This is a genomic window from Streptomyces sp. CBMA29, from assembly GCF_014596445.1.
Classification (GTDB): Bacteria; Actinomycetota; Actinomycetes; order Streptomycetales; family Streptomycetaceae; genus Actinacidiphila.
Genome location: NZ_MECL01000192.1, coordinates 55,133 through 77,087 on the forward strand (window position 1 = coordinate 55,133; position 21,955 = coordinate 77,087).

A 21,955-nucleotide genomic window follows, 5' to 3' on the forward strand; every position below is an offset into this window, starting at 1 on the left:
GAAGTGAACGACACCGCCCTCCAGTACGTCCTCGCGGCGCTCCTCGTGCTGCCGCTGCTCGGCGCCGTCGGAGCCCTGCTCCCCCCGCCGCCCGGCCTGAAGGGCCGTGACCCCGGCCAGGCCGTCCTGCGGCACGGCGTCACCGTCACCGGCGCCGTACTCGTCCTGGCGATCGTCCTCGCGGCCGGCTTCGACCACGACCACCCCGCCAGGACCCAGGCCAGCACCGACCTCAACTGGATCCCCGCGCTCAAGATCCATCTCCACCTCGGCGTCGACGGCATCTCGCTCCCCCTCCTCGTCCTGACCGCGCTGCTGACCTTCCTCTGCGCGCTCTACAGCTACTTCAAAATGCCCGCGGGGCCCGGCCCCAAGGCGTTCGTCGCCCTGTTGCTGCTCCTGGAAGCGGGCACGCTGGCGACCTTCGCCGTGCTCGACCTGATGCTGTTCTTCCTCGCCTTCGAGATGGTCCTCATCCCGATGTACTTCCTCATCGCCCGCTGGGGCGGCGGGGATCGGGAGAAGTCCGCACTGCGCTTCATCGTCTACACCCTCCTCGGCTCCGTGATCATGCTGCTCGGCCTGCTCCTCATCGGCGTGAAAGCGGGCACATTCGACATGGTGGCACTCGCCACTGACAACGGGTCATCGCTCAGTCACTCCACGCAACTGATCGCGGTCCTCGCGATCGGCCTCGGCCTGGCCGTGAAGGCCCCGATGTGGCCGCTGCACAGCTGGCTGCCCGACGCCCACACCGCCGCCCCCACCGTCGGATCGGTGCTGCTCGCGGGCGTGCTGCTGAAGATGGGCACCTACGGCCTGGTCCGGATCGTCCTGCCGATGGCCCCCGACGGCATCCACACCTTCGCGCCGTACCTGGCCGCCTTCGCCGTCGTCGGCATCGTCTACGGCTCGCTCGCCTGCCTCGCGCTGGCCCGCCGGGGCAACGGCGGCGACCTCAAACGGCTGATCGCGTACTCCTCCGTCGGCCACATGGGCTTCGTCCTGCTCGGCATCGCCTCCCTGACCCCCACCGGCGTCAACGGCGCGCTCTTCGCCAACATCGCCCACGGCCTCATCACCGGACTGCTGTTCTTCCTGGTCGGCGCTCTGAAGGACCGATACGGCTCCAGCGACCTCGACACCCTCGCCGGCGCCACGGGAGCCGCGCTCTACGGCAAGGCGCCGCGCCTGGGCGGCCTGGTCGCCTTCGCCGCCGTCGCCTCCCTCGGACTGCCGGGCCTGGCCGGATTCTGGGGCGAGATGCTGTCGATGTTCGGCGCCTTCAAACCCGCCGCGGGCCTCAGCCGCCCCGCGTATCTGACCTTCACCGCCGTCGCCGCCTTCGGCACCCTGCTCACCGCCGCGTACCTGCTGGTCGTGGTCCGCCGGGTCTGCATGGGCGACCGCGAGACCGTCGACGCGCAGCCCGCGCTCGCCGACGTCCAGGGTTACGAATTCGCCGCCTGGACGCCGCTCGCCGCGCTCACCGTCCTCGCCGGACTGTGGCCCGCCGTCCTGCTCGGCCTCACCGATCCGGCCGTGCACACCCTCCTCGGAGGCAACTGATGCCGTCCCTCGTACAGTCCGTCGACTGGACGGCGCTCGCCCCCGCCGCCATCCCGGCGGTCCTCGCCCTCGTCGTCCTGGTCGCCGACCTCTTCCTGCCCAAGGCCCGCAAGGAGCTGCTGGCCTGGATCACCGTCGCGGGACTCGCCTTGGCCGCACTGGCCCTGATCCCGCTGCGGGCGGGCCGCCACGCCACCTTCTGCGTGACGGTCGTGCACCCCGGCGCCGAGACCGGCCCCCCGGCGCTCCCCGCGGGCGGCGGCGGCTGCTCGTACGCGGCCGACCACTTCACCCTGGTCGTCCAGGCCCTGGTACTCGGCGGCGCGCTGCTCACCGCCCTGCTGTCGGTCAACACCCAGGACGACATCCCGGCGGGGGAGTACTGGTTCCTGCTGCTCGCCTCCGCCTCCGGCGCGGCCCTGCTGCCCGCCTCCCGCGACCTGGCGACCCTGATCGTCGCCCTGGAGGTCGCCACCCTGCCGGCCTTCGCGCTGGTCGGCCTGCGGCGCGGCGACAAACTGTCCAGCGAGGCCGCGCTCAAATTCTTCCTGTCCTCGGTGACCGCGACCGCCGTCTCACTGCTCGGCATCAGCTTCGTCTACGCGGCCACCGGCACCATGCACCTGGCCGCCGTCGCCGACGGCCTCACGCACGCGCCCGCGCAACTCGTCACCGTGGCGAAGGTCGGCGCGGCCCTCACTCTGGTGGGGTTCGCCTTCAAACTCGCCGCGGCCCCCTTTCACTTCTGGGTGCCCGACACCTACGCGGGCGCGCCGCTGCCGGTCGCCGCGTATCTGTCGGTGGTCGGGAAGGCCGCCGGTTTCTCCGGCCTGATCCTGGCGTCGGTCATCGCCTTCAAGCCCTACCACGACGTGTGGGGCCCGGCCTTCGGCGTGCTGGCCGCGCTCACCATGACCGTCGGCAACGTCGGCGCGCTCCGGCAGCGGCCCGACGTCGAGCGCGGCGCCGTACGCCTGCTGGCCTGGTCGTCCATCGGCCAGGCGGGGTATCTGCTGGTGCCGCTGGCCGCCGCGTCCTCCGCCGCCGACCCGGCGCACGAGATCGGCACCACCGTCGCGTACGCCCTGATGTACGCGGTAGTGAACCTCGGCGCCTTCGCCGTGGCCGCCCTCGTCTCGCGCACCGCCCCGCAGGGCCGGCTCAGCGACTACCGGGGCCTGTACGCGACCCGCCCGCTGGCCGCCCTCGCGCTCGGCTTCTTCCTGCTGTGCCTGGCCGGACTGCCGCCCGGCGTCATCGGCCTGTTCGCCAAGGTGGCCGTCTTCTCCTCCGCCGTCGGCGCGCAGCACGGCTGGCTCGCGGTGATCATGGCCGTCAACGTCGTCATCGCGCTCGTGTACTACCTGCGCTGGACGGCGCTGCTCTTCACCCGCCCCGAGAGCGCCCCCGCGCAGCCCCCGGGCGCGGTCACGACCGGCGGCGCGGGCGGCGTCACGACCGGCGGCGCGCTCGCGGCCGTACCCGTCACCCGTACGCCCGTCGGTCTCGTCGCCGCCATCACGCTGACCGCACTGGCCGGGGTGGCACTGTCCGGCGCGCCGCAGCTCGTCCTGCGGTACGCGCAGGGCTCGCTGTTCTGACCAGCGCTTCTGACCAGCGCTTCTGGCCCGGCGGCGGCTCCGGGCGCCGGTAGCGCTGCGTGCGCATAAGGGAACTAGCGGCGCTCAGGTGGCGTTGTTGTGGGCAGGAGGTTCTCCTAGGGGGAGAGGTTCCCCCCGACGCACACTTTGGAGGGCGCACCGTGCACCGCCGGCACAACGGGTTGAAGACCGCCGTACTCCTCGGCGGTCTGTCGGCCCTCATCCTGGTCATCGGCAGCTTCTTCGGCCGGACCGGACTCATCGTGGCCCTGGTCATCGCGGTGGGGACGAACGCGTACGCGTACTGGAACAGCGACAAGCTGGCTCTACGCGCGATGCGCGCCCGCCCCGTCAGCGAATTCGAGGCGCCCGAGTTGTACCGGATCGTGCGCGAGCTCTCGACCACCGCCCGCGAGCCCATGCCCCGGCTGTACATCTCGCCCACCGAGGCGCCGAACGCCTTCGCGACCGGCCGTAATCCGCGCAACGCGGCGGTCTGCTGCACCCAGGGCATCCTGGCCATCCTCGACGAGCGCGAGCTGCGCGGCGTCCTCGGCCACGAGCTGAGCCACGTCTACAACCGCGACATCCTCATCTCCTCGATCGCGGGCGCGCTCGCCTCCGTGGTGATGTTCCTGGTCAACTTCGCGTGGCTGATCCCGATCGGCCGCTCCGACGACGACGAGGGCCCCGGCATCCTCGGCATGCTGCTGCTGATGATCCTCGGCCCGCTGGCCGCCTCGGTCATCCAGTTGGCCGTCTCGCGCTCGCGGGAGTACGAGGCCGACGCCTCGGGCGCGCGCCTGACCGGCGACCCGCTGGCCCTGGCCTCCGCGCTGCGCAAGCTCGAAACGGGCACACAGCAGCGGCCCCTCGCGCCGGAACCCCGCCTGGAGACCGCCAGCCATATGATGATCGCCAGTCCATTCCGCGCGGGCGACGTCTCCAAGCTCTTCTCGACCCATCCCCCGATGGCAGAACGCATCTCCCGCCTCGAAGACATGGCAGGCCACCGGTGAAGACCATCCTGAACGTCATCTGGCTCATCCTCTGCGGTGTGTGGATGTTCCTCGGCTACGTCCTCGCAGGGGCCCTCCTCTGCATCACGATCATCGGCATCCCGTTCGGCATCGCGGCCTTCCGCATCGGCGTCTACGCGCTCTGGCCGTTCGGCTACACCGCGGTCGAGCGCCGGGACGCGGGCACGGGCTCCTTCGTCGGCAATGTGCTGTGGGTGATCCTCGCGGGCTGGTGGCTGGCCCTCGGCCACATCGTCACCGGCGTGCTGCTCTGCGTGACGATCATCGGCATCCCGTTCGGCATCGCCAACTTCAAGCTGATCCCGCTGTCGCTCATGCCCCTGGGCAAGGAGATCGTGCCGACCGACCGGCCGTTCGCCGCGCGCTGAGCGCCTACCGGCGGTCCCTCGCGGTGAGCGCCTTCCGGCCGTCCGCCATACCTGACGGCCGGTCAGGAGGCCGTCCCTGCTACCCTCACCTGCGGAGGTGCCGGGTGGACGACTACGCGCTCAGTGTCGAGACGGCGGACGCCGAGCTGCCGCCCGCCCTCGCCGTCTACGCGGCGCATCTTCTGCGCCGCGCACACATCCGCGCCAACCGGGTCGCCAATCACCTCGCCCCGGAATTCGGCGTCGCGGCGGGCCAAGGCGCCTCAGGCGCGCGCGACTTCCAGATACTCGACGCGCTCGACGCCCCCGCCGCGTACTCCCAGCAGGATCTCGGCGAGCGGCTCGGCATCAACCGCACCACCATGGTCAAGCTGATCGACCGGCTGGAGCAGGCGGGCCAGGTCACCCGCGCCCGCAACCCCGGCGACCGCCGCTCGTACGTCCTCGCCCTCACCGACGACGGCCGCAGCGCCGTCAAGGCCATGGAGCCCGTGATGGCCGCGGGCGACGACCACCTCACCGCGGCCCTGACCGCCGCGGAACGCGTCCGCCTCGACGCGCTGTTGAGCACCCTGCTGGCCCGTACCCCGCCGGAGCGCGGCGTACGGCGTACGAGCCCGCTGATCGCCCAGGCGCACCATTTCGTACGGCGCCGGATCGAGGACGCGCTGACCGATGTCGGCCTCCAGGCACGGCACTTCGGCGCGCTCACCGTCCTGGCCGACGAGGCGAGTTCGCAGCAGCGGCTCGCCCGGCGGCTCGGCATCAGCGAGCAGGCGATCCTCCAGATCGTCGACGACCTGGAGAGCGCGGGCAGGGTGGTGCGCGAGCGCGACCCGCGGGACCGGCGGCGGTACGCGCTGCGGCTGACCGACGCGGGGCGGGACGCGCTGGCCACCGCACGGCGGGCCGTCGAGGCCGCCGAGACCGACATGGGCACGAGGCTCGGCACCGACGGCCGGGCGGAGCTGAAGGCGCTGCTCACCAAGATGCTGCGCGCGGAGGTCTAGATCCCGTCCCCCCTGCGACCAATCCTTTCCGCGAGCGTCCGCGAATGTCCACGAAGCCTCTCGGTACGAGGCTTCTCCGTACGAAGACCCCCCGAAGGAGAACGACCCCCCATGGCGATTGCGCAAGTCGGCACCAAGGCAACGGACTTCACGCTCCCCGACCAGACGGGCAAGCCCGTCAAGCTCAGCGATGTGCTGGGCGAGAAGGTCGTGGTGCTGTACTTCTACCCGAAGGACAACACCAGCGGCTGCACCACCGAGGCGTGCAGCTTCCGTGACAGCTACGAGAGCTTCACCGACGCGGGCGCCGAGGTGATCGGCGTCAGCTCCGACTCGGTCGAGACGCACGAGAAGTTCGCCGGCCGCCACGAGCTGCCCTTCATCCTCCTCGCCGACACCGACAAGGCCGTGCGCAAGCAGTACGGCGCCACGAGCCTGGGCGTCGTGCCCGGCCGCGTCACCTTCGTCATCGACCGCGAGGGCGTCGTCCGGCACGCGTTCTCCTCGATGATGAACATCGGCGGCCACATCGGGGACGCGCTGAAGGTGGTCAAGGAGCTTCAGTAGCCTCTCGGTTCGGTTCGGCTCGGTAATGGTTCAACTCCCGGATAGATATGCAGATTGACGATTCGGCAGGCTGACTATAGCCTCGGTGTGGCGATTCCTCCTGATCCACTGGTTCACCTAGTTCCAGGGAGACACGTTGATGACCACTCCGCACCAGCCGGGCGAGACCGTCGATCTGACGATGATGTACGCCTTCCACGACGGACTGCGGCGCGATGTGGCGATCATCGCCAAGTCCGCCGCGGTCACGGGCGACGACCCGTCCCGGCTCACCGCCACCCACTTCGGGTGGGATCTGTTCAAGCGGTTCCTGACCATCCACCACACCGCCGAGGACGACGTCCTGTGGCCGAAGCTGCGCGGCCAGTTCGCCGACCGCCCCGACGACCTCGAACTCCTTGAGGCGATGGAGGCGGAACACGACCGGATCGACCCGCTGATCGCCGCGATCGACGCGGCGTTCGCCGACGAACAGGGCGGCCACACCGCCCTCGGCGACGCCGCCGACGCCTTCGCCACCGAGCTGAACGCCCACCTCACCCACGAGGAGAGCGACGCGCTCCCGCTCATCGAGCGCGAACTGTCCCCGGCCGACTGGGCCTTGTTCGCCGACAGCCAGCGCAATCAGATCGGCCTCGGCCTCGCCCCGCGCTACATCCCGTGGCTCCTCGACGGCGCCACTCCCGAGCGCGTCGCCGAAGTCCTGGCGATCTTCCCCCCGCCGCTGGCCGCCCAGTACCGCACGGCCTGGAAGCAGCAGTACGCCGAACTCAACCCGTGGGCGGCCGACTTCGGCACGCCGTGACGTACCGCGCCGCCGGTTGAGCGCGCGCTGCCGGTTGAGCCCACGCCGCCGGAGACCCGCACTGCTAGGGTCGAACGCCGACGGCCGGACCCGATGGCCGCACCCACACCCGAGGGGGAATTCCCGTGCCTGCTGGGGCCTACGAGGGTGTGCCGCGCGACGGCGTGGCGTACGAGGGCCTGACGTACGACGGCGTGACGTACGAGGGCGCGGTCGCGGAACCGGCGACGCGCGAGTGGTGCGCGCGCTCCCGCCGGCGGCTGCGGACCCTGCTGATCGTCAGCGCCGCGGGCATCCCCGGCTGGGCCCTGGTCTTCGCCTTCCTCGACGTCTTCCTCGACATCGACGTCACCTGGCTCGCGTACGTCCTCATGACGGCCTCGATGCTCGGCCTCGGCTGGTGGGCCCTGATACAGCCGCGCTACAAGCGGTACTGGCGGGTCCTTCAGGTCTACCCCTGGCAGCGCCTGGACGGCGTCGCCCAAGTGGCCGACAACGGTGTGCCGTTCTTCCGGCTGCCCGTGCCCGGCAACCCGGACAAGGACGTCAGCATCCGGGTCCGCTTCCCCGACGTCCGCCGCTGGCGGCGGGTGCTCGGCGAGAACGCCAAGCGCGAGGTCTGGTTCGCGGGCGACCCCAGGATCGGGGGAGTGCTCGCGCTGCCGGGGCCGCGCGGGGTGAGTCTGGTCAGGCAGGGCGGGGCCGCCGGAGCCGCCGAGCGGACCAACGCGGCCCGCGGCGGCGGCCCGGCGATCCGGGACATCGGCGACGAGGCGCTGCGCCGGGCGCGGGCCGCCGGTTTCGGCGACCCGCGGTACGACGTGGCCGTACGGCGCGGCCCGTAGTCGTCCCGCTCAGTGCCCGGCCGGCGGCCCGTAGCCGTCCGGCTCAGTGCCGGCCGGTGCGGTAGCCGCCGCCCGAGTTGCCGAAGCCGGTGAGCGTGCCGAAGCCGATGTTCTCGATGGTGAAGTCCTTGCCGAAGACCGTGCTCTTGACGGTCTCCTTCGTCACCGACGTCACCAGCCCCTTCGTGGCGCCGATGAGCGTCTTCCCGCGCTGCGTCAGGCCGTTCATGTCCATCGACAGGTGGCCCAGCGCACGGCGTTCGGCGCCCGACATCGCGGAGATCGGGCCGCTGTAGTAGAGCCGGGGGATCTTGGCGAAGCCCTTGTCGACCAGCGGCGAGATCCCGGCGCCGATGGTGTTGCCCGCGAGGTTGGCCAGGAAGTTCTTCTTGACGTTCGTCCAGCCGCCGTTCATGGCGTCCTTGAGGGTGTCCTTGCCCAGGCCCTTGGCGAAGCCGAAGGCGACCTTGCGGAAGCCGCTGAGGTCTTCGCCGTACTTCCACACCTTGATGACGTTCTGGTACTTCCGCTCGGCCTGGAGGATCTTGACCGCCCACTTCAGCTTGCCGATCTCACCCGCCTTGACCAGCATGCTGACCTTGCCCATCACCGGGATGCAGTCCAGCGCGGCGAACAGCAGATCGCCCCAACCCGCCTTGCCCTGAATGAACTTCACCAAGGTGTCGGCGAAGACCAGCAAGGCCGCGGCCAGCACGATCCAGGCCAGCGGGCCGCCGATGAACAGCAGCAGGATGCCGCCGATGGCGACGATCACCTTGAGGATCGGGAGGATGACGCTCCACGCCTTGACCAGGAAGTCCCCGAGCTTCTGGTACCACTTCTTGTTGTGGATGCCGACGTCGGAGGCGTGGTCGAGGTCCTTCTTGAGGACGTCCACCGCGGTGCCGTGGTTGGTACCGGCCTCCTGCGCCTTCTTGCGCAGCTCGGCCAACTGCTGCTGAATACCGGACACCTGGCCCGCGACCTGGTTCTTGTGGGCGTCGGCCTGCTGGGCGTTGCGGACCGCCTGGCGGACCTTGTCCGGGTCGGGCGGCGGAACGTTCCCGCCGGTGGTCGCGGTTGGTTCCTTGGAGCCGGAGCTCGGAGCGGAGCCGTCGAGCTTCGCCCTGGCGTCGCCCGCCGTGGTCGCGTCGACCTGCGCGCGGGCCAACTCGGTCTGCTTCGCGGCCAGATCGTCGCGCAGCAGGCGCGCCTGGGACAACGCGCCGTCGGCGGTGGACTGTTCGGTCTCCACCGAGCCGGCGAAGGTCACCAAGGCGTCGCCGGCCGCGCCGTAGGAGTCGTGGAGCTTGCCCAACTGCCCCGGAAGCTTGCCTATTTGACCGCGGAACGCCTCGGCGGCCTTGCCGTTCCACTCGGCGAGCGCCTGGTCCTTCGCCGCGCCGCTGAGTAGCGAGTGCACGGTCGCCACGTCCTCGGCGAAGGTCTGGAAGCGCCTGCCCTCGGCCCTGATCTCGTAGACGTCACCGGGAGTGGGGTCGCTGTCGAGGTCGAGATGGTGCCAGTCGGTGGGTCGGGTCACGGCTCAGCTCACCCTCCCGGCGGACCCGGCGGAGGGGTCGTCGTCGGCGTACACGAAGCGAAAGGTCTCGGTGATGCCGTCGAACAGCTCCAGCATCGGCTCGGCGAGCGCGAGTTGGGAGGTCGCCCCGCTGATCACCGCGACCCGCGGGTCGCCGCCGGGGAACGGTACGAAGGTCTGCATCAGCACCATCCGGACCATACGGTCGTCGTCCGGCAACTCGATGTCGTCGATGCCCTCGCTGCGCGCCGCGGAACCCGCGTCCGGCAGCTCCACCAGCTTGATCCGGCGCCACGGGTCGGTCGGCCTGCGGCCCGCGGCGACCGGCTTGAGCGCCGCCACCAGCGCCGCCAGATTGCCGTCGGGCCCGTCGTCCGCCCGGTCGTCGGCTTCCAGGACCGCGATCGTGAGGCTCGCCGTCAGCGGCGCCTCGTCGCTCAGGTCGGCCAGCGCGCCGAAGTACAGCACCCCGGTCTGCCACGCCTCGTCGGCCGTACGGGTCAGCGTGCGGATGAGCGCCGTCCTGGAGTCGGCCAACTCCGGCCGTTCCCGCACCCGTTCGCGTACGACCTCACGTATCGACTCGTCGCGCGTGGCCGGATGGATGTCGAATTCGTACCAGGAACTGGGTACCAGGATGTTCACCCCGCGCACCGGCGACGTGCCGGAGGGGGCGGAAGAGGACACGGTCACGGCTGACCGCCGCCCTCGTGCTTGGCCAGCGCGTCCTTCAGCTCCTGGTCGGTCTTGGTGATCTCGTCCACGACGGCCTGCGCCATCTTCGCGACGCTCTCCAGGCCGCTGTCGATCTCCTTGCGGCCGTCCTTCCAGCCGTGCATGAAGCCGTCGAGCGCGTCGTGCGCCCTGGACGAGCCCAACTCCCCGTTGCCGAGGGCGCGATCGACCTGCCCGGTGTCGTCCATCCGCGTCTTGACCGATCTCAGCCCCGTTGCCAGGTCGCTGAGTCCGATCAGACTTATCGTCAGATCTCCTTTGGCGGACATGCCTGGTACTTCCCCGTTCCCCGTTGCCTGTCGTGGCCAGGCAGCCTATCGCCGGGGGCGCGGGCGCCACAGGGATTCGGCGGCCTCGGGGATTCGGCGTCCGCGTGGATTCGGCGTCCGCGGGGAACCGGCGGGAGAGCCGCGACGCCGGCCGCGGCCTCCCGGCGTGGAATCAGCGGTAGTTGACGAACTGGAGGGCGAAGTCGAGGTCCTTGCCCTTGAGCAGGGCCTGGACGGACTGGAGGTCGTCGCGGCTCTTGGAACTGACGCGCAGCTCCTCGCCCTGGACCTGGGCCTTGACGCCCTTGGGACCCTCGTCCCTGATGATCTTCGCGACCTTCTTGGCGTTCTCCTGGGAGATGCCTTCCTCGATCGAGGCGAAGATCTTGTACTCCTTGCCGGAGAGCTGCGGCTCGCCCGCGTCCAGCGCCTTCAGCGAGATTCCCCGCTTGACCAGCTTGGTCTCGAAGACGTCCAGGATCGCCTTCACGCGCTCCTCGGAGTTCGCCTCCATCAGGATCTTCTCGCCCGACCAGGCGATCGAGGCCCCGACGTTCTTGAAGTCGTACCGCTGCGAGATCTCCTTGGCGGCCTGGTTGAGGGCGTTGTCGACCTCCTGCCGCTCGACCTTCGAGACGATGTCGAAACTGGAGTCGGCCATCTTCAGTGGGCTCCTTGGGTATCGCTTGTCTGTCTTCCATCACATCCGCGGCCCGATCCCCGGACCACCATCGTCAAAGACTAGCCACCTGATCCGGCGGCACCGCCCGCGAGCGGTGATCAATCCGGTGGCGAACCACCCCCGCGGATCGGGTATCGTTTACGTCGTCGCCACGGCGCCCCGCACCCAGCGGATCCGCGGCTTCATCCCATGGCGGTATGCCCGAGTGGCCAATGGGAACGGACTGTAAATCCGTCGGCTATGCCTACCGTGGTTCGAATCCACGTGCCGCCACATCATGAGAACGGCCCCCCGGCCTGCTGAAGAGCAGGGCGGGGGGCCGTTCTGCTGTGTGTGGTCAGACGGTTGTGGCGGTGCGGAGGGCTTCGGGGACGGTGTCGGCGCCGGAGACGAGTTCGAGGGTGAGGCCGGCGGTGGCGGGGGTCAGCAGGAGACCGGCGAGGACGGCGGCGACGTCGTCGCGGGGGATGGAGCCGCGGCCGGTGGAGGCGGCGAGGCGGACGCGGCCGGTGCCGGGGTCGTTGGTCAGGGCGCCGGGGCGCACGATCGTCCAGTCCAGGGCCGTACGCGCGCGGATGTCGTCGTCGGCCGCGCCCTTGGCGCGCAGGTACTCGGTGAAGACGGGGTCGCCGCCGCTCGCCCGGACGTCGGCGCCCATCGAGGAGACCACCAGACAGCGCCGTACGCCCGCCTGTTCGGCCGCGTCGGCGAAGAGCACGGCCGCCGCGTGGTCGACGGTGTGCTTGCGGGCGGCCCCGCTGCCCGCACCCGCGCCCGCCGCGAAGACGGCCGCCTCGGCGCCCTCCAGGACGGCGGCCACCTCCGCGACCGTCGCCGATTCGAGGTCCAGGACGACCGGCTCGGCGCCCGCCGCCCGCAAGTCGTCTGCCTGGGCCGGGTTACGGATCAGCCCGACCACACTGTCACCGCGCTCGGCGAGCAACCGCTCAAGCCGCAGCGCGATCTGTCCATGTCCACCAGCGATCACCATGCGCATGGACGCGACGCTACGCCTCGCGGTGCGACTGACGCGGGAGGTCGAGCGCGGCCTCGCCCGCCGAGTCGCAGTACTCGCGCACCGCGCTCGTCCGGGAGACCACCCGGCCGCGGTGGATGACGATCCGGCTGTACGCCAGGGAGAGCACCGCCTCGACCCCCTCCCCGCGCACCGCCAGCAGTTCGGCGGGGAAACCGGCCTCGACCCGTACCTCCGGCAGCCCGAGCACGGCCCGCGCCCGGCCGCTGACCGCCGCGTACGCCTGCGTCGCGCCGCACTCGCCGTAGGAGGCGAGCAGGAAGGCGGCCTCCAGCGGATCGCCGCGGCCGACCGGATTGGCCAGGTCGCCCAACGCGCCGCTGCCCGCCGTGACCCGGACGCCCGCCGCGCGCAGACGGCGCACCGGGGTGTGCGGGCCGCCGCCACGGCGTACGGAGTCCAGCGCGCCGCAGCCGCCCTGGGGGAGCGCGGTGACGGAAATCCCTGCGGCGGCCAGTCTCTGCGCGGCGCAGTCGATTGCCTCCGGCGGCAGCGCGCCGAGACCCTGGCACGGGCCGAGGGTGACGCCCGGCCGCAGACCGCCCGCCATCGCGGCGAGCCGGGCCAGCCGCGCCGGGTCGTCGGCCGCGGTGTGCAGGTCGACGGGGAGCCCGAACTCGGCGGCGAGCGAGAAGACGGCCTCGGCGTACCCGCTCGGGTCCGGGTCCAGATCGGGACAGCCGCCGACCACCGCGGCGCCCATCTTCAGCGCGTCACGCAGCATCGCGAGCCCGTCCGCGCCCGCCGCGCCGGTCAGCAGCCGCGGTACGGCGACGGTGTGCAGGTCGACGAGCCCGCGCAGCGCCCGCCGCGCCTGGAGCACGGCTTCGAGCGCCTGCAACCCCTGGACGTCGCCGATCCGCACATGGCTGCGCAAAGCGGTGGCGCCGTGGCCGAGTTGGAGCAGCGCGGCCTCGGTGGCGCGGCGCTGCACATCGGCGGGATCGTCGGAGGGCGGCCCCGCGGCGCCCGCGGTCAGCGCCAGGTCGAGATGCGCGTGCGGCTCGGCCGGCGCGGGCAGCAGCAGGTATCCGCGCAGGTCGATACGGGTGCCGTCGGCCGGACGTCGCGACCCGTCGGCGGTACGGCCCGCGGCGGGCGCGAGGCTGCCGGCGGTGCCCACGGCCTCGATCCGGGGGCCGCTGAGCCGTACGTCCACGGTCCGGCCGTCGGTCAGCCGGGCGCCGCACAGCAGCAGGGTGGCGGTTTCTGCGGCGGTGCGGGCACTGTCGCGAGGGCTGTCGGTCATCGCGCTCCTCCGGTGCGTGCAGGGCGGGCGGCGGGAGGCAAGATCACGCAAAGCCGAGCTTAGGGGGCAGCACGGCACACACCTGACAGCAGGGCATTAGTCGTACCGGTAGGGGTCGTGGGACGGGGCACACGGTGCGGGCGGGCGCGGTTCCGTGCGGAGGGCGAGCGCGGGTGCGGCTCCGGCGGCTCCGGCGGTCGTCGCCACCGCGGCGGCGCGGGCGGACCGCCGTCGCGATGGCGCGAACAGGCCCTCGTACGGGGCCCGTCGGCCGCCCGGCGCGGGGCGGCCGGGAGGTGATCAAGCCCTGATCAGGGGGTGGGCGGGACGCCCCGCGACGCCCGATGTGCCCTGCCCGATACGGATTTCACGTATCGCGGCGGACCGTGTAATGTCTTCCTCGCTCGCCCCAATAGCTCAGTCGGTAGAGCGTCTCCATGGTAAGGAGAAGGTCTACGGTTCGATTCCGTATTGGGGCTCTGATGGATCGGTTCCCCGCCACCAGGCGGGGGCCAGTTCGTCAAAGCGGCGTAGCTCAGTCGGTAGAGCAAGCGGCTCATAATCGCTGTGTCACCGGTTCAAGTCCGGTCGCCGCTACTCACCGTAGCCGATTGTGGGATCGGTCCCTCAGTCGGCTACTATTCTCATGTTCAAATCACCCCCGTTCGTCAAGGAGCACTCACGTGGCCGCCACAGACGTCCGCCCGAAGATCACGCTGGCCTGCGTGGAGTGCAAGGAGCGGAACTACATCACCAAGAAGAACCGGCGCAACGACCCGGACCGTCTTGAGATGAAGAAGCACTGCCCGCGCTGCAACGCGCACACCGCGCACCGCGAAACGCGCTGACACCAGGCCGTAGCAGTACCGCGAGGCCGTCCCCGTCACCGGGGGCGGCCTCGACGTATTGCCCGGTGGGAGCCGTACGGATCAGCTGAACCGTTACGCCGCCCCCTGCCACCCCCCGCGACCCCCCGCGCCCGTACGACTTCCGTACGTATGTCGTACGCTGCCCCCGATCCCGCCCGCTTCCCGCACCGGAGGTGCCGATGGCTCTGGACCAGTCCTTCGTGGGGCGGAGCTATCCGCCCACCGCCGCCTACGAGGTGGGCCGGGAGAAGATCCGCGAATTCGCCGAGGCGGTCGGGGACGCCAACCCGGCGTACGTGGACGCGGACGCGGCCAAGGCGCTCGGGCACCGCGATGTGATCGCCCCGCCGACCTTCGCCTTCTCGATCACCTTCAAGGCCGCGGGCCAGGTCGTCCAGGACCCGGAGCTGGGCCTCGACTACAGCCGGGTCGTGCACGGCGACCAGAAGTTCGCCTACACGCGCCCGGTCATGGCGGGCGACCGGCTCTCGGTCACCTCCACCATCGAGGCGATCAAGTCCCTGGCGGGCAACGACATCATCGACATCCGCGGCGAGGTCCACGACGAGTCCGGCGAGCACGTGGTGACCGCCTGGACGAAGCTGGTCGCCCGCGCGGCGGAGGGTGCGGCATGACGGCGACGATCGGTTACGCGGACGTCGAGGTCGGCACCGAACTGCCCGCGCGGACCTTCCCGGTGAGCCGTGCCACGCTCGTGCAGTACGCGGGCGCGTCCGGTGACTTCAACCCGATCCACTGGAACGAGAAGTTCGCCCGCGAGGTCGGCCTGCCCGACGTCATCGCGCACGGCATGTTCACCATGGCCGAGGCGATCCGGGTGGTCACGGACTGGGCCGGCGACCCGGGAGCGGTCGTCGAGTACGGCGTGCGGTTCACCAAGCCCGTCGTCGTGCCGAACGACGAGCAGGGCGCGCTCATCGAGGTGACCGCGAAGGTCGCCGCCAAACTGGACGACCAGCGGGTGCGCGTCGATCTCACCGCGATGTCCGCGGGCCAGAAGGTGCTGGGCATGTCCCGCGCCGTGGTCCGGCTCGCCTGAGACGGAGAAGCGCAGGTAAGGGGTACCCATCCAGGTGGGCGCCCCTTACGTTTGCCCGTGTCTCACGTATCGCGCCTCCCGCCTTCCGGTTGACAGGTTAGTTATTGACCACTAACTTACTCGTATGGTCAGGATGAGCGCAGAGGAGAGGCGCGAGAGCGTCATCCGCGCGGCGATGAGCGAATTCGCCCGCGGCGGCTACAACGGCACGTCCACCGAGACGATCGCCCGCCGGGTGGGCGTCTCGCAGCCGTATCTCTTCCGCCTCTTCCCGAACAAGGAGGCCATGTTCCTGGCGGCGGCCACCTACTGCCTGGAATCGACGCGCAAGGCTTTCGCCGACGTGGCCGAGGAGGAGACGGACCACGAGGGCAAGCTCAAGGCGATGGGGGACGCGTATCAGACGCTGATCTCCGACGACCCGGAGCGGCTGCTGATGCAGATGCAGATGTATGTCGCGGTCGCCGCCGCGGAGGCGACCGGTGACCACGAGTTCGGCCGTTCCATCCGTGAGGGGTGGGAGGCGCTGTGGGAGACCCTGCATCTGGAGCTGGGTGCGGATGTCGAGCAGACCACGCAGTTCCTCGCCTACGGAATGTTGATCAACACCCTGGTGTCGCTGGGCTTCCCGGCCGACCACCGTATCTGGGAGGGCCTGCACGAGACGGCCCATCCCGAGTGAGGCGCCTTTCGGGGCGCGGAACCGGCGCGTTTTTCTGTCCGCTGAAGTTAGTCATCGATAACTAACCGTACGGCTCGAAGCCGTCGCAGTACCCACTCCACAGGGGGAGTCATGACCCAGCAAGCAGCAGAAGGCCGCAGGCCAGGCACCGCCGCCTGGGCTCTGATCATCACCAGCGTCGCCGGATTCATGGCGGCCCTCGACAATCTCGTGGTCACCACCGCACTGCCGTCCATCCGCAAGGACCTCGGCGGGGCGCTGTCCGACCTCGAATGGACGGTGAACGCCTACACGCTCACCTTCGCCGTCCTGCTGATGTTCGGCGCGGCGCTCGGCGACCGCTTCGGCCGCCGCAAGCTCTTCCTCACCGGCCTCACGATCTTCACCGGCGCCTCCGCCGCGGCGGCGCTCGCGCCCACCATCACCATGCTCATCGCCTTCCGCGCACTCCAGGGCGTCGGCGCCGCGATCATGATGCCGCTCACGCTGACGCTGCTCACCGCGGCGGTGCCGGCCGAGCGCCGGGGTGCCGCGTTCGGCATCTGGGGCGCCGTCAACGGCCTCGCCGTCGCCAGCGGCCCGCTCATCGGCGGCAGCCTGACCGAACACATCTCCTGGCAGTGGATCTTCTGGCTGAACGTTCCGCTCGGCATCGCCCTCATCCCGCTGGCCCGGCTGCGCCTCAACGAGTCCACCGCGCCCGGCGCCCGGCTCGACCCGCGCGGCACCGCGCTCATCAGCCTCGGGCTGTTCGGCGTCGTCTACGCGCTGGTCAACGCCACGACCAAGGGGTGGACCAGCGGGCCGGTGCTCGGCGGGCTCATCGGCGGCGCGGCGCTCGTCGCCGCCTTCATCCGGCACGGGGCGACCTCGCCGAACGCCATGCTGCCGATGCGGCTGTTCCGCAGCCGCGGGTTCTCGGCCATCAACGCGGCCAGCATGCTGATGTTCACCGGGATGTTCGGGTCGATCTTCCTGCTCAGCCAGTTCCTGCAGAACGTCGTCGGCTACTCGCCGACCGAGGCCGGGCTGCGCATGCTGCCGTGGACCGGTATGCCGATGATCGTCGCGCCGATCGCCGGGATTCTCTCCGACCGGATCGGGGGGCGGCCGGTGGTCGCGGCCGGGCTCGCCCTTCAGGCGATCGGGCTCGGGTGGTTCGCGACGATCATCTCGCCGGACGTCTCCTATCTGGCGCAGCTTCCCGCGCTGATCATCAGTGGGGCCGGGATGGCGCTGTTCGTGGCGCCGGCCACGGCGTTGGTGATGGGGAGTGTGCGGGGGGCCGAGCAGGGAATCGCCTCCGGGGCCAACAACGCGCTGCGTGAGGTGGGGGGAGCGCTCGGGATCGCGGTGCTGGGCTCGATCTTTTCCGCGCAGGGCGGGTACGGGTCGGCTGACGCCTTTGTCAACGGGTTGACGCCTGCGCTGTGGGTCGGTGCCGCCGTTCTCGGTGTCGCCACGGTCGCGGCCCTCCTCCTTCCCCGCCGTCCCTCGCCCCCCTCCCTCGACTCCACCCCGTCCTCCTCCCCCTCCCCTTCCCCCCGCGACCTCCAGCCCACCGCCTAGCCCTTTCCTCCTTCCCTGACCCCCGCTCCCGCCCCGGGCGCGGGGGTCAGCCCTTTCTTCCCCCGCCCTGTCCCTGGTGTCGGTCCCGGTCCGGGGTACCTCCTCGAAATCCGTAACACCTGGCCCCGCGTATCCAGTGACCTTCTTGTCAACGTATTTCTGCGGGGGCACCCCGCCCCGTCCCCTCCGCTCCGTCGCCGCCTGACGGTCCGCCGTGGGGGAGGGCGGGAGGGAGGGGTGGGCGGGTAACGCCCCCACCGGTACGGCTGCGGCTACGGCTACGGCTACGGGTGCGGGTGGCGGTTCGCGGTGGGTGGGGGTTGGCCCTCCTGGTCGGGCTACGGGGCCTCCGGGGGGTTTGAGGATGGGGGTTTGTGGTGGTGGGAGTTGGGGTCGGCTCCTTGTGCGGTTGGGGGTGGGGGCTGGGGTTTTGGTTCGTCTGGGGGCGGTTCGCCCGAAGGACCCCCCAGCCCATCAGCCACAACGGACAGGCGACCGCCGACGGGCCCGGCCCCCACCCACCCCCCTCCCCGGCCACCCCCACCGGACAGGCGGACGCCGACGGACCCGGAGGGGACGGGGCGGGGTGCCCCCGCAGAAATACGTTGACAAGAAGGTCACCGGATACGAGGGGCCAGGTGATACGGATTTCGAGGAGGTACCCCGGACCGGCACCGACCAGGCACAGGCGGCACCCGCAGACGGAGAAAGCACCCGCACGGGTGGGCGGGCGGGAAAAGAAGAGAAAGGGCGGGACCCCTAGGGTGAGGGGGTGGACGTAATGGAGAAGGCGCCGCTGGCCCCGCTGACAACCTTCCGCCTCGGCGGCCCCGCCCACCGCCTGATCACGGCGGCCTCAGACGCCGAAGTCACCGCCGCCGTCGCGGCGGCGGACACCACCGGCACCCCCCTGCTGATCGTCGGCGGCGGCAGCAACCTCCTCGTGGGCGACCGCGGCTTCGCGGGCACGGCCCTACGGATCGCCACCCGCGGCCTGACCCTCGACGGCACCTCGCTTGAGGTCGCCGCGGGCGAGACCTGGAGCGACGTCGTGGCCCGGACCGTCGCCGCCGGCCTGGCCGGAATCGAGTGCCTGGCGGGCATCCCCGGCTCGGCGGGGGCGACGCCGATCCAGAACGTCGGCGCCTACGGCCAAGAGGTGTCGACGACGATCACCGAGGTCGTCGCGTACGACCGCGAGACCCGCGAGACGGTGACGCTGGCGAACGACGCGTGCGCCTTCTCGTACCGCCACAGCCGCTTCAAGGCGGAGCCGCACCGCTTCGTCGTCCTGCGCGTCCGCTTCGGTCTTGAGGACGCGGGCGGGCTCTCCGCCCCGGTGAAGTACGCGGAGACGGCCCGCGCCCTGGGCGTGGAACCCGGCGACCGGGTGCCCCTGGAGAAGGCGCGGGAGACGGTGCTCGCGCTGCGCGCGGGCAAGGGCATGGTGCTGGACGAGGCCGACCACGACACCTGGTCGGCGGGCTCCTTCTTCACCAACCCGATCCTGACCGCCCCGGAGCACGCCGCGTTCCTGGAGCGGGCGAAGGAGCGGCTCGGCCAGGACACGGCGCCGCCCTCGTACCCGGCGGGCGAGGCCGGCCAGGGCCTCACGAAGCTCTCGGCGGCCTGGCTGATCGACAAGGCGGGGTTCACCAAGGGGTACGGCAGCGGCCCGGCGCGGATCTCCACCAAGCACACGCTCGCGCTGACCAACCGCGGCGGCGCGACCGCCGAGGACCTGCTGGCGCTGGCCCGCGAGGTGCGCGACGGCGTGCACGCGGCGTTCGGCGTGACCCTGGTCAACGAGCCGGTCCTGGTCGGCGTCAGCCTGTAGACCCCAGCCAGCCCCCGTCCGAACAGACCCCAGCAGCACAGACCTCAGCAGCACAGACCCCAGCCGGCAGGCGTCACTCGGCGGGCTTGGCCACCCACTCGTCGATGCCGGTCAGCAGCCGCTGCCGTACGTCCTGCGGCGCGCGGGAGGCCCGTACCGACTGCCGGGCCAGTTCGGCCAGTTCGGCGTCGGTGAAGTCGTGCGAGGCGCGGGCGATCTCGTACTGGGCGGCGAGCCGGGAGCCGAAGAGCAGCGGGTCGTCGGCGCCGAGCGCCATCGGGACGCCCGCCTCGTACAGGGTGCGCAGCGGTACGTCCTCGGCCTTCTCGTACACGCCGAGCGCGACGTTGGAGGCCGGGCAGACCTCGCAGGTGATGCCCTTCTCGGCGAGGCGGCGCAGCAGCCGCGGGTCCTCTGCGGCGCGGACCCCGTGCCCGATACGGCCCGCGTACAGGTCGTCGACGCAGTCGCGGACGCTGGAGGGCCCCGCCAGTTCCCCGCCGTGCGGGGCCGCGAGCAGGCCGCCGTCCCGGGCGATGGCGAAGGCGCGGTCGAAGTCCCGTGCCAGACCGCGCCGTTCGTCGTTGGAGAGCCCGAAGCCGACCACGCCGCGGTCGGCGTACCGGACGGCGAGCCGGGCCAGCGTACGGGCGTCCAGCGGGTGCTTCATGCGGTTGGCGGCGACGACCACGGCCATGCCGACCCCGGTGTCCCGCGAGGCGGTGTGCACGGCGTCCAGGACGATCTCCATCGTGGGGATCAGCCCGCCGAGCCGCGGCGCGTACGAGGTCGGGTCGACCTGGATCTCCAGCCAGCCGGAGCCGTCCGCCGCGTCCTCCTCGGCGGCCTCGCGGACCAGCCGCTGGATGTCCTCCGGGGTGCGCAGGCAGGAGCGGGCGATGTCGTACAGCCGCTGGAAGCGGAACCAGCCGCGCTCGTCGGTGGCCCGGAGCTTGGGGGGTTCGCCCGAGGTCAGCGCCTCGGGGAGGTGCACGCCGTGCCGGTCGGCCAGTTCCAGGAGCGTGCTGGGGCGCATGGAGCCGGTGAAGTGCAGATGCAGATGTGCCTTGGGGAGCTGACGGACCTCGCGTGCCATTCCAAGATCCTGCTATACGACAGCCCCCGTCCGGTACCACTTTCTCCGAACGGGGGCTTGGCCGAATGCAAAAACGGATCGCCGCGGCGTCCGAAGAGGCTCAGTCCTTCGCCTCGCCCAGCAGCTTCTGGAGCCGCGAGACGCCCTCTTCCAGGTCCTCGTCGCCGAGCGCGTACGAAAGCCGCAGGTAGCCGGGGGTGCCGAACGCCTCACCGGGGACGACCGCGACCTCGGCCTCGTCCAGGATCAGCGCGGCCAGCTCGACGGAGTCGGCCGGGCGCTTGCCGCGGATCTCCTTGCCGAGCAGCGCCTTCACCGACGGGTAGACGTAGAACGCGCCCTCGGGCGTCGGGCAGACGACGCCGTCGATCTCGTTGAGCATCCGCACGATGGTGCGGCGGCGGCGGTCGAAGGCGGTCCGCATCTCGGCGACCGCGTCCAGATTCCCCGAGACGGCGGCCAGCGCGGCGACCTGCGCGACGTTGGAGACGTTCGAGGTGGCGTGCGACTGGAGGTTCGTCGCGGCCTTGACCACGTCCTTCGGGCCGATGATCCACCCGACCCGCCAGCCGGTCATGGCGTACGTCTTCGCCACGCCGTTGACCACGACGCACTTGTCGCGCAGCTCGGGCACGGCGGTCGGCAGCGAGGTGAACGTCGCGTCGCCGTACACCAGGTGCTCGTAGATCTCGTCGGTCAGCACCCACAGGCCGTGCTCGACGGCCCAGCGGCCGATCGCCTCGGTGTCGGCGGCGCTGTACACGGCGCCGGTGGGGTTGGACGGCGAGACGAACAGCACGACCTTGGTGCGCTCGGTGCGGGCCGCTTCGAGCTGCTCGACCGAGACCCGGTAGCCGGTGGTCTCGTCCGCGACGACCTCGACCGGCACGCCGCCCGCGAGCCGGATCGACTCGGGGTAGGTGGTCCAGTACGGGGCGGGCACGATGACCTCGTCACCCGGGTCGAGGATCGCGGCGAACGCCTCGTAGATGGCCTGCTTGCCGCCGTTGGTGACCAGCACCTGCGAGGGCTCGACCTCGTAGCCGGAGTCGCGGAGCGTCTTGGCGGCGATGGCCGCCTTCAGCTCGGGCAGACCGCCGGCCGGGGTGTAGCGGTGGTACTTCGGGTTGCGGCACGCCTCCACCGCGGCTTCGACGATGTAGCCGGGCGTCGGGAAATCGGGCTCTCCCGCGCCGAATCCGATGACCGGGCGCCCGGCGGCCTTGAGGGCCTTGGCCTTGGCGTCGACGGCCAGCGTCGCGGACTCGGAGATCGACCCGACGCGGGCCGACACCCGACGGTCGGTGGGAGACTGTACGGGGGGAGTAGCTGCGCTCATGACTGCATGGTCCCAGACGCGGGGGAGGCCCGGCACCGGGTTTGCGGACCTGTCCGCACTGTGAACACAGCCCTTCGGCACCCCGTCGTCAGCTGGTCGGCAGCTCGTCGGCAGCTTGTCGCAACGTCAACGGAACGCGGCCGGAACCTGATCGGACGCAAGGCGTTCGACGGAGGGCCGCGAA

General features: G+C 71.0%; 22 protein-coding genes and 3 tRNA genes. 17 read left to right on the forward strand and 8 right to left on the reverse strand.

All coding sequences use genetic code 11. The features are described from left to right. Positions 1-3: 3 nt before the first annotated feature. From BGM09_RS25265 to BGM09_RS25300, 8 genes are all read left to right on the forward strand, one after another. Entirely contained in the window at positions 4-1,569 is a 1,566-nt protein-coding gene (locus tag BGM09_RS25265) for a NuoM family protein (protein ID WP_188284002.1), read from the forward strand. Further along, entirely contained in the window at positions 1,569-3,170 is a 1,602-nt protein-coding gene (locus tag BGM09_RS25270) for an NADH-quinone oxidoreductase subunit N (protein WP_188284003.1), read from the forward strand. The genes BGM09_RS25265 and BGM09_RS25270 overlap by 1 nt, the downstream gene beginning before the upstream one ends. A gap of 161 nt (positions 3,171-3,331) precedes the next feature. Continuing rightward, a complete protein-coding gene (gene htpX / locus BGM09_RS25275) occupies positions 3,332-4,189 on the forward strand; it encodes a zinc metalloprotease HtpX (RefSeq protein ID WP_188284004.1) in 858 nt (285 codons plus the stop codon). Further along, positions 4,186-4,578: a YccF domain-containing protein gene (locus BGM09_RS25280; protein ID WP_188284005.1), complete on the forward strand. Its 393-nt coding sequence runs from the start codon at positions 4,186-4,188 to the stop codon at positions 4,576-4,578. The genes htpX and BGM09_RS25280 overlap by 4 nt, the downstream gene beginning before the upstream one ends. 104 nt (positions 4,579-4,682) lie before the next feature. Beyond that, positions 4,683-5,588 (forward strand): MarR family winged helix-turn-helix transcriptional regulator, encoded by a 906-nt coding sequence (locus tag BGM09_RS25285; RefSeq protein ID WP_188284006.1) that lies wholly within the window; start codon positions 4,683-4,685, stop codon positions 5,586-5,588. 111 nt (positions 5,589-5,699) lie between these two features. Beyond that, positions 5,700-6,155: a peroxiredoxin gene (locus BGM09_RS25290; protein ID WP_188284007.1), complete on the forward strand. Its 456-nt coding sequence runs from the start codon at positions 5,700-5,702 to the stop codon at positions 6,153-6,155. 139 nt (positions 6,156-6,294) lie between these two features. Beyond that, positions 6,295-6,960 (forward strand): hemerythrin domain-containing protein, encoded by a 666-nt coding sequence (locus BGM09_RS25295; protein WP_188284008.1) that lies wholly within the window; start codon positions 6,295-6,297, stop codon positions 6,958-6,960. A gap of 125 nt (positions 6,961-7,085) precedes the next feature. Continuing rightward, the gene (locus BGM09_RS25300) at positions 7,086-7,805 is read left to right on the forward strand and encodes a hypothetical protein (RefSeq protein ID WP_188284009.1); all 720 of its coding nucleotides are present in this window, start codon (positions 7,086-7,088) and stop codon (positions 7,803-7,805) included. Positions 7,806-7,848: 43 nt separating this feature from the next. On the opposite strand, the gene BGM09_RS25305 is transcribed toward BGM09_RS25300, so the two are convergent. The 4 genes from BGM09_RS25305 to BGM09_RS25320 form a co-directional block, all read right to left on the reverse strand. Next, on the reverse strand, positions 7,849-9,348 hold the full coding sequence (locus BGM09_RS25305) for a WXG100 family type VII secretion target (RefSeq protein WP_188284010.1): 1,500 nt from the start codon (positions 9,346-9,348) through the stop codon (positions 7,849-7,851). Between the two features lie 3 nt (positions 9,349-9,351). Then, positions 9,352-9,993: a hypothetical protein gene (locus tag BGM09_RS25310; protein ID WP_188284011.1), complete on the reverse strand. Its 642-nt coding sequence runs from the start codon at positions 9,991-9,993 to the stop codon at positions 9,352-9,354. Between the two features lie 44 nt (positions 9,994-10,037). Further along, entirely contained in the window at positions 10,038-10,352 is a 315-nt protein-coding gene (locus BGM09_RS25315; protein WP_188284012.1) for a hypothetical protein, read from the reverse strand. Positions 10,353-10,524: 172 nt separating this feature from the next. Next, positions 10,525-11,013 (reverse strand): YajQ family cyclic di-GMP-binding protein, encoded by a 489-nt coding sequence (locus BGM09_RS25320; RefSeq protein WP_188284013.1) that lies wholly within the window; start codon positions 11,011-11,013, stop codon positions 10,525-10,527. A gap of 212 nt (positions 11,014-11,225) precedes the next feature. Here BGM09_RS25320 and BGM09_RS25325 point away from each other — a divergent pair. Continuing rightward, a tRNA-Tyr gene (locus BGM09_RS25325) sits at positions 11,226-11,307 on the forward strand. A gap of 64 nt (positions 11,308-11,371) precedes the next feature. Here the strand turns inward: BGM09_RS25325 and BGM09_RS25330 are convergent. Both BGM09_RS25330 and BGM09_RS25335 read right to left on the reverse strand, forming a co-directional pair. Then, the gene (locus BGM09_RS25330; RefSeq protein ID WP_188284014.1) at positions 11,372-12,031 is read right to left on the reverse strand and encodes an NAD(P)H-binding protein; all 660 of its coding nucleotides are present in this window, start codon (positions 12,029-12,031) and stop codon (positions 11,372-11,374) included. A gap of 10 nt (positions 12,032-12,041) precedes the next feature. Then, positions 12,042-13,319 (reverse strand): amidohydrolase family protein, encoded by a 1,278-nt coding sequence (locus BGM09_RS25335; protein WP_188284015.1) that lies wholly within the window; start codon positions 13,317-13,319, stop codon positions 12,042-12,044. Positions 13,320-13,725: 406 nt separating this feature from the next. On the opposite strand from BGM09_RS25335, the gene BGM09_RS25340 reads away from it, so the two are divergent. From BGM09_RS25340 to BGM09_RS25375, 8 genes are all read left to right on the forward strand, one after another. Beyond that, a tRNA-Thr gene (locus BGM09_RS25340) sits at positions 13,726-13,798 on the forward strand. A gap of 45 nt (positions 13,799-13,843) precedes the next feature. Continuing rightward, positions 13,844-13,916, forward strand: a tRNA-Met gene (locus BGM09_RS25345). 86 nt (positions 13,917-14,002) lie between these two features. Next, positions 14,003-14,167: a 50S ribosomal protein L33 gene (gene rpmG, locus BGM09_RS25350; RefSeq protein ID WP_004571794.1), complete on the forward strand. Its 165-nt coding sequence runs from the start codon at positions 14,003-14,005 to the stop codon at positions 14,165-14,167. A 200-nt stretch (positions 14,168-14,367) separates the two neighbouring features. Further along, positions 14,368-14,823: a MaoC family dehydratase N-terminal domain-containing protein gene (locus BGM09_RS25355; protein WP_188284016.1), complete on the forward strand. Its 456-nt coding sequence runs from the start codon at positions 14,368-14,370 to the stop codon at positions 14,821-14,823. After that, positions 14,820-15,248: a MaoC family dehydratase gene (locus tag BGM09_RS25360; RefSeq protein ID WP_188284017.1), complete on the forward strand. Its 429-nt coding sequence runs from the start codon at positions 14,820-14,822 to the stop codon at positions 15,246-15,248. Before BGM09_RS25355 ends, BGM09_RS25360 begins: the two co-directional genes overlap by 4 nt. 124 nt (positions 15,249-15,372) lie before the next feature. Further along, complete coding sequence (locus BGM09_RS25365; RefSeq protein WP_188284018.1) at positions 15,373-15,930, forward strand: TetR/AcrR family transcriptional regulator; 558 nt, start codon at positions 15,373-15,375, stop codon at positions 15,928-15,930. Between the two features lie 111 nt (positions 15,931-16,041). Continuing rightward, complete coding sequence (locus BGM09_RS25370) at positions 16,042-17,499, forward strand: MFS transporter (RefSeq protein WP_188284019.1); 1,458 nt, start codon at positions 16,042-16,044, stop codon at positions 17,497-17,499. A 781-nt stretch (positions 17,500-18,280) separates the two neighbouring features. Further along, positions 18,281-19,336 carry a UDP-N-acetylmuramate dehydrogenase gene (locus BGM09_RS25375; RefSeq protein WP_188284040.1) on the forward strand — a complete coding sequence of 352 codons (1,056 nt, stop codon included), beginning with the start codon at positions 18,281-18,283 and terminating at the stop codon, positions 19,334-19,336. Between the two features lie 73 nt (positions 19,337-19,409). On the opposite strand, the gene BGM09_RS25380 is transcribed toward BGM09_RS25375, so the two are convergent. Further along, a complete protein-coding gene (locus tag BGM09_RS25380; RefSeq protein WP_188284020.1) occupies positions 19,410-20,432 on the reverse strand; it encodes an adenosine deaminase in 1,023 nt (340 codons plus the stop codon). Positions 20,433-20,532: 100 nt separating this feature from the next. Beyond that, entirely contained in the window at positions 20,533-21,771 is a 1,239-nt protein-coding gene (locus BGM09_RS25385) for a pyridoxal phosphate-dependent aminotransferase (protein ID WP_188284021.1), read from the reverse strand. Between the last annotated feature and the right edge of the window lie 184 nt (positions 21,772-21,955).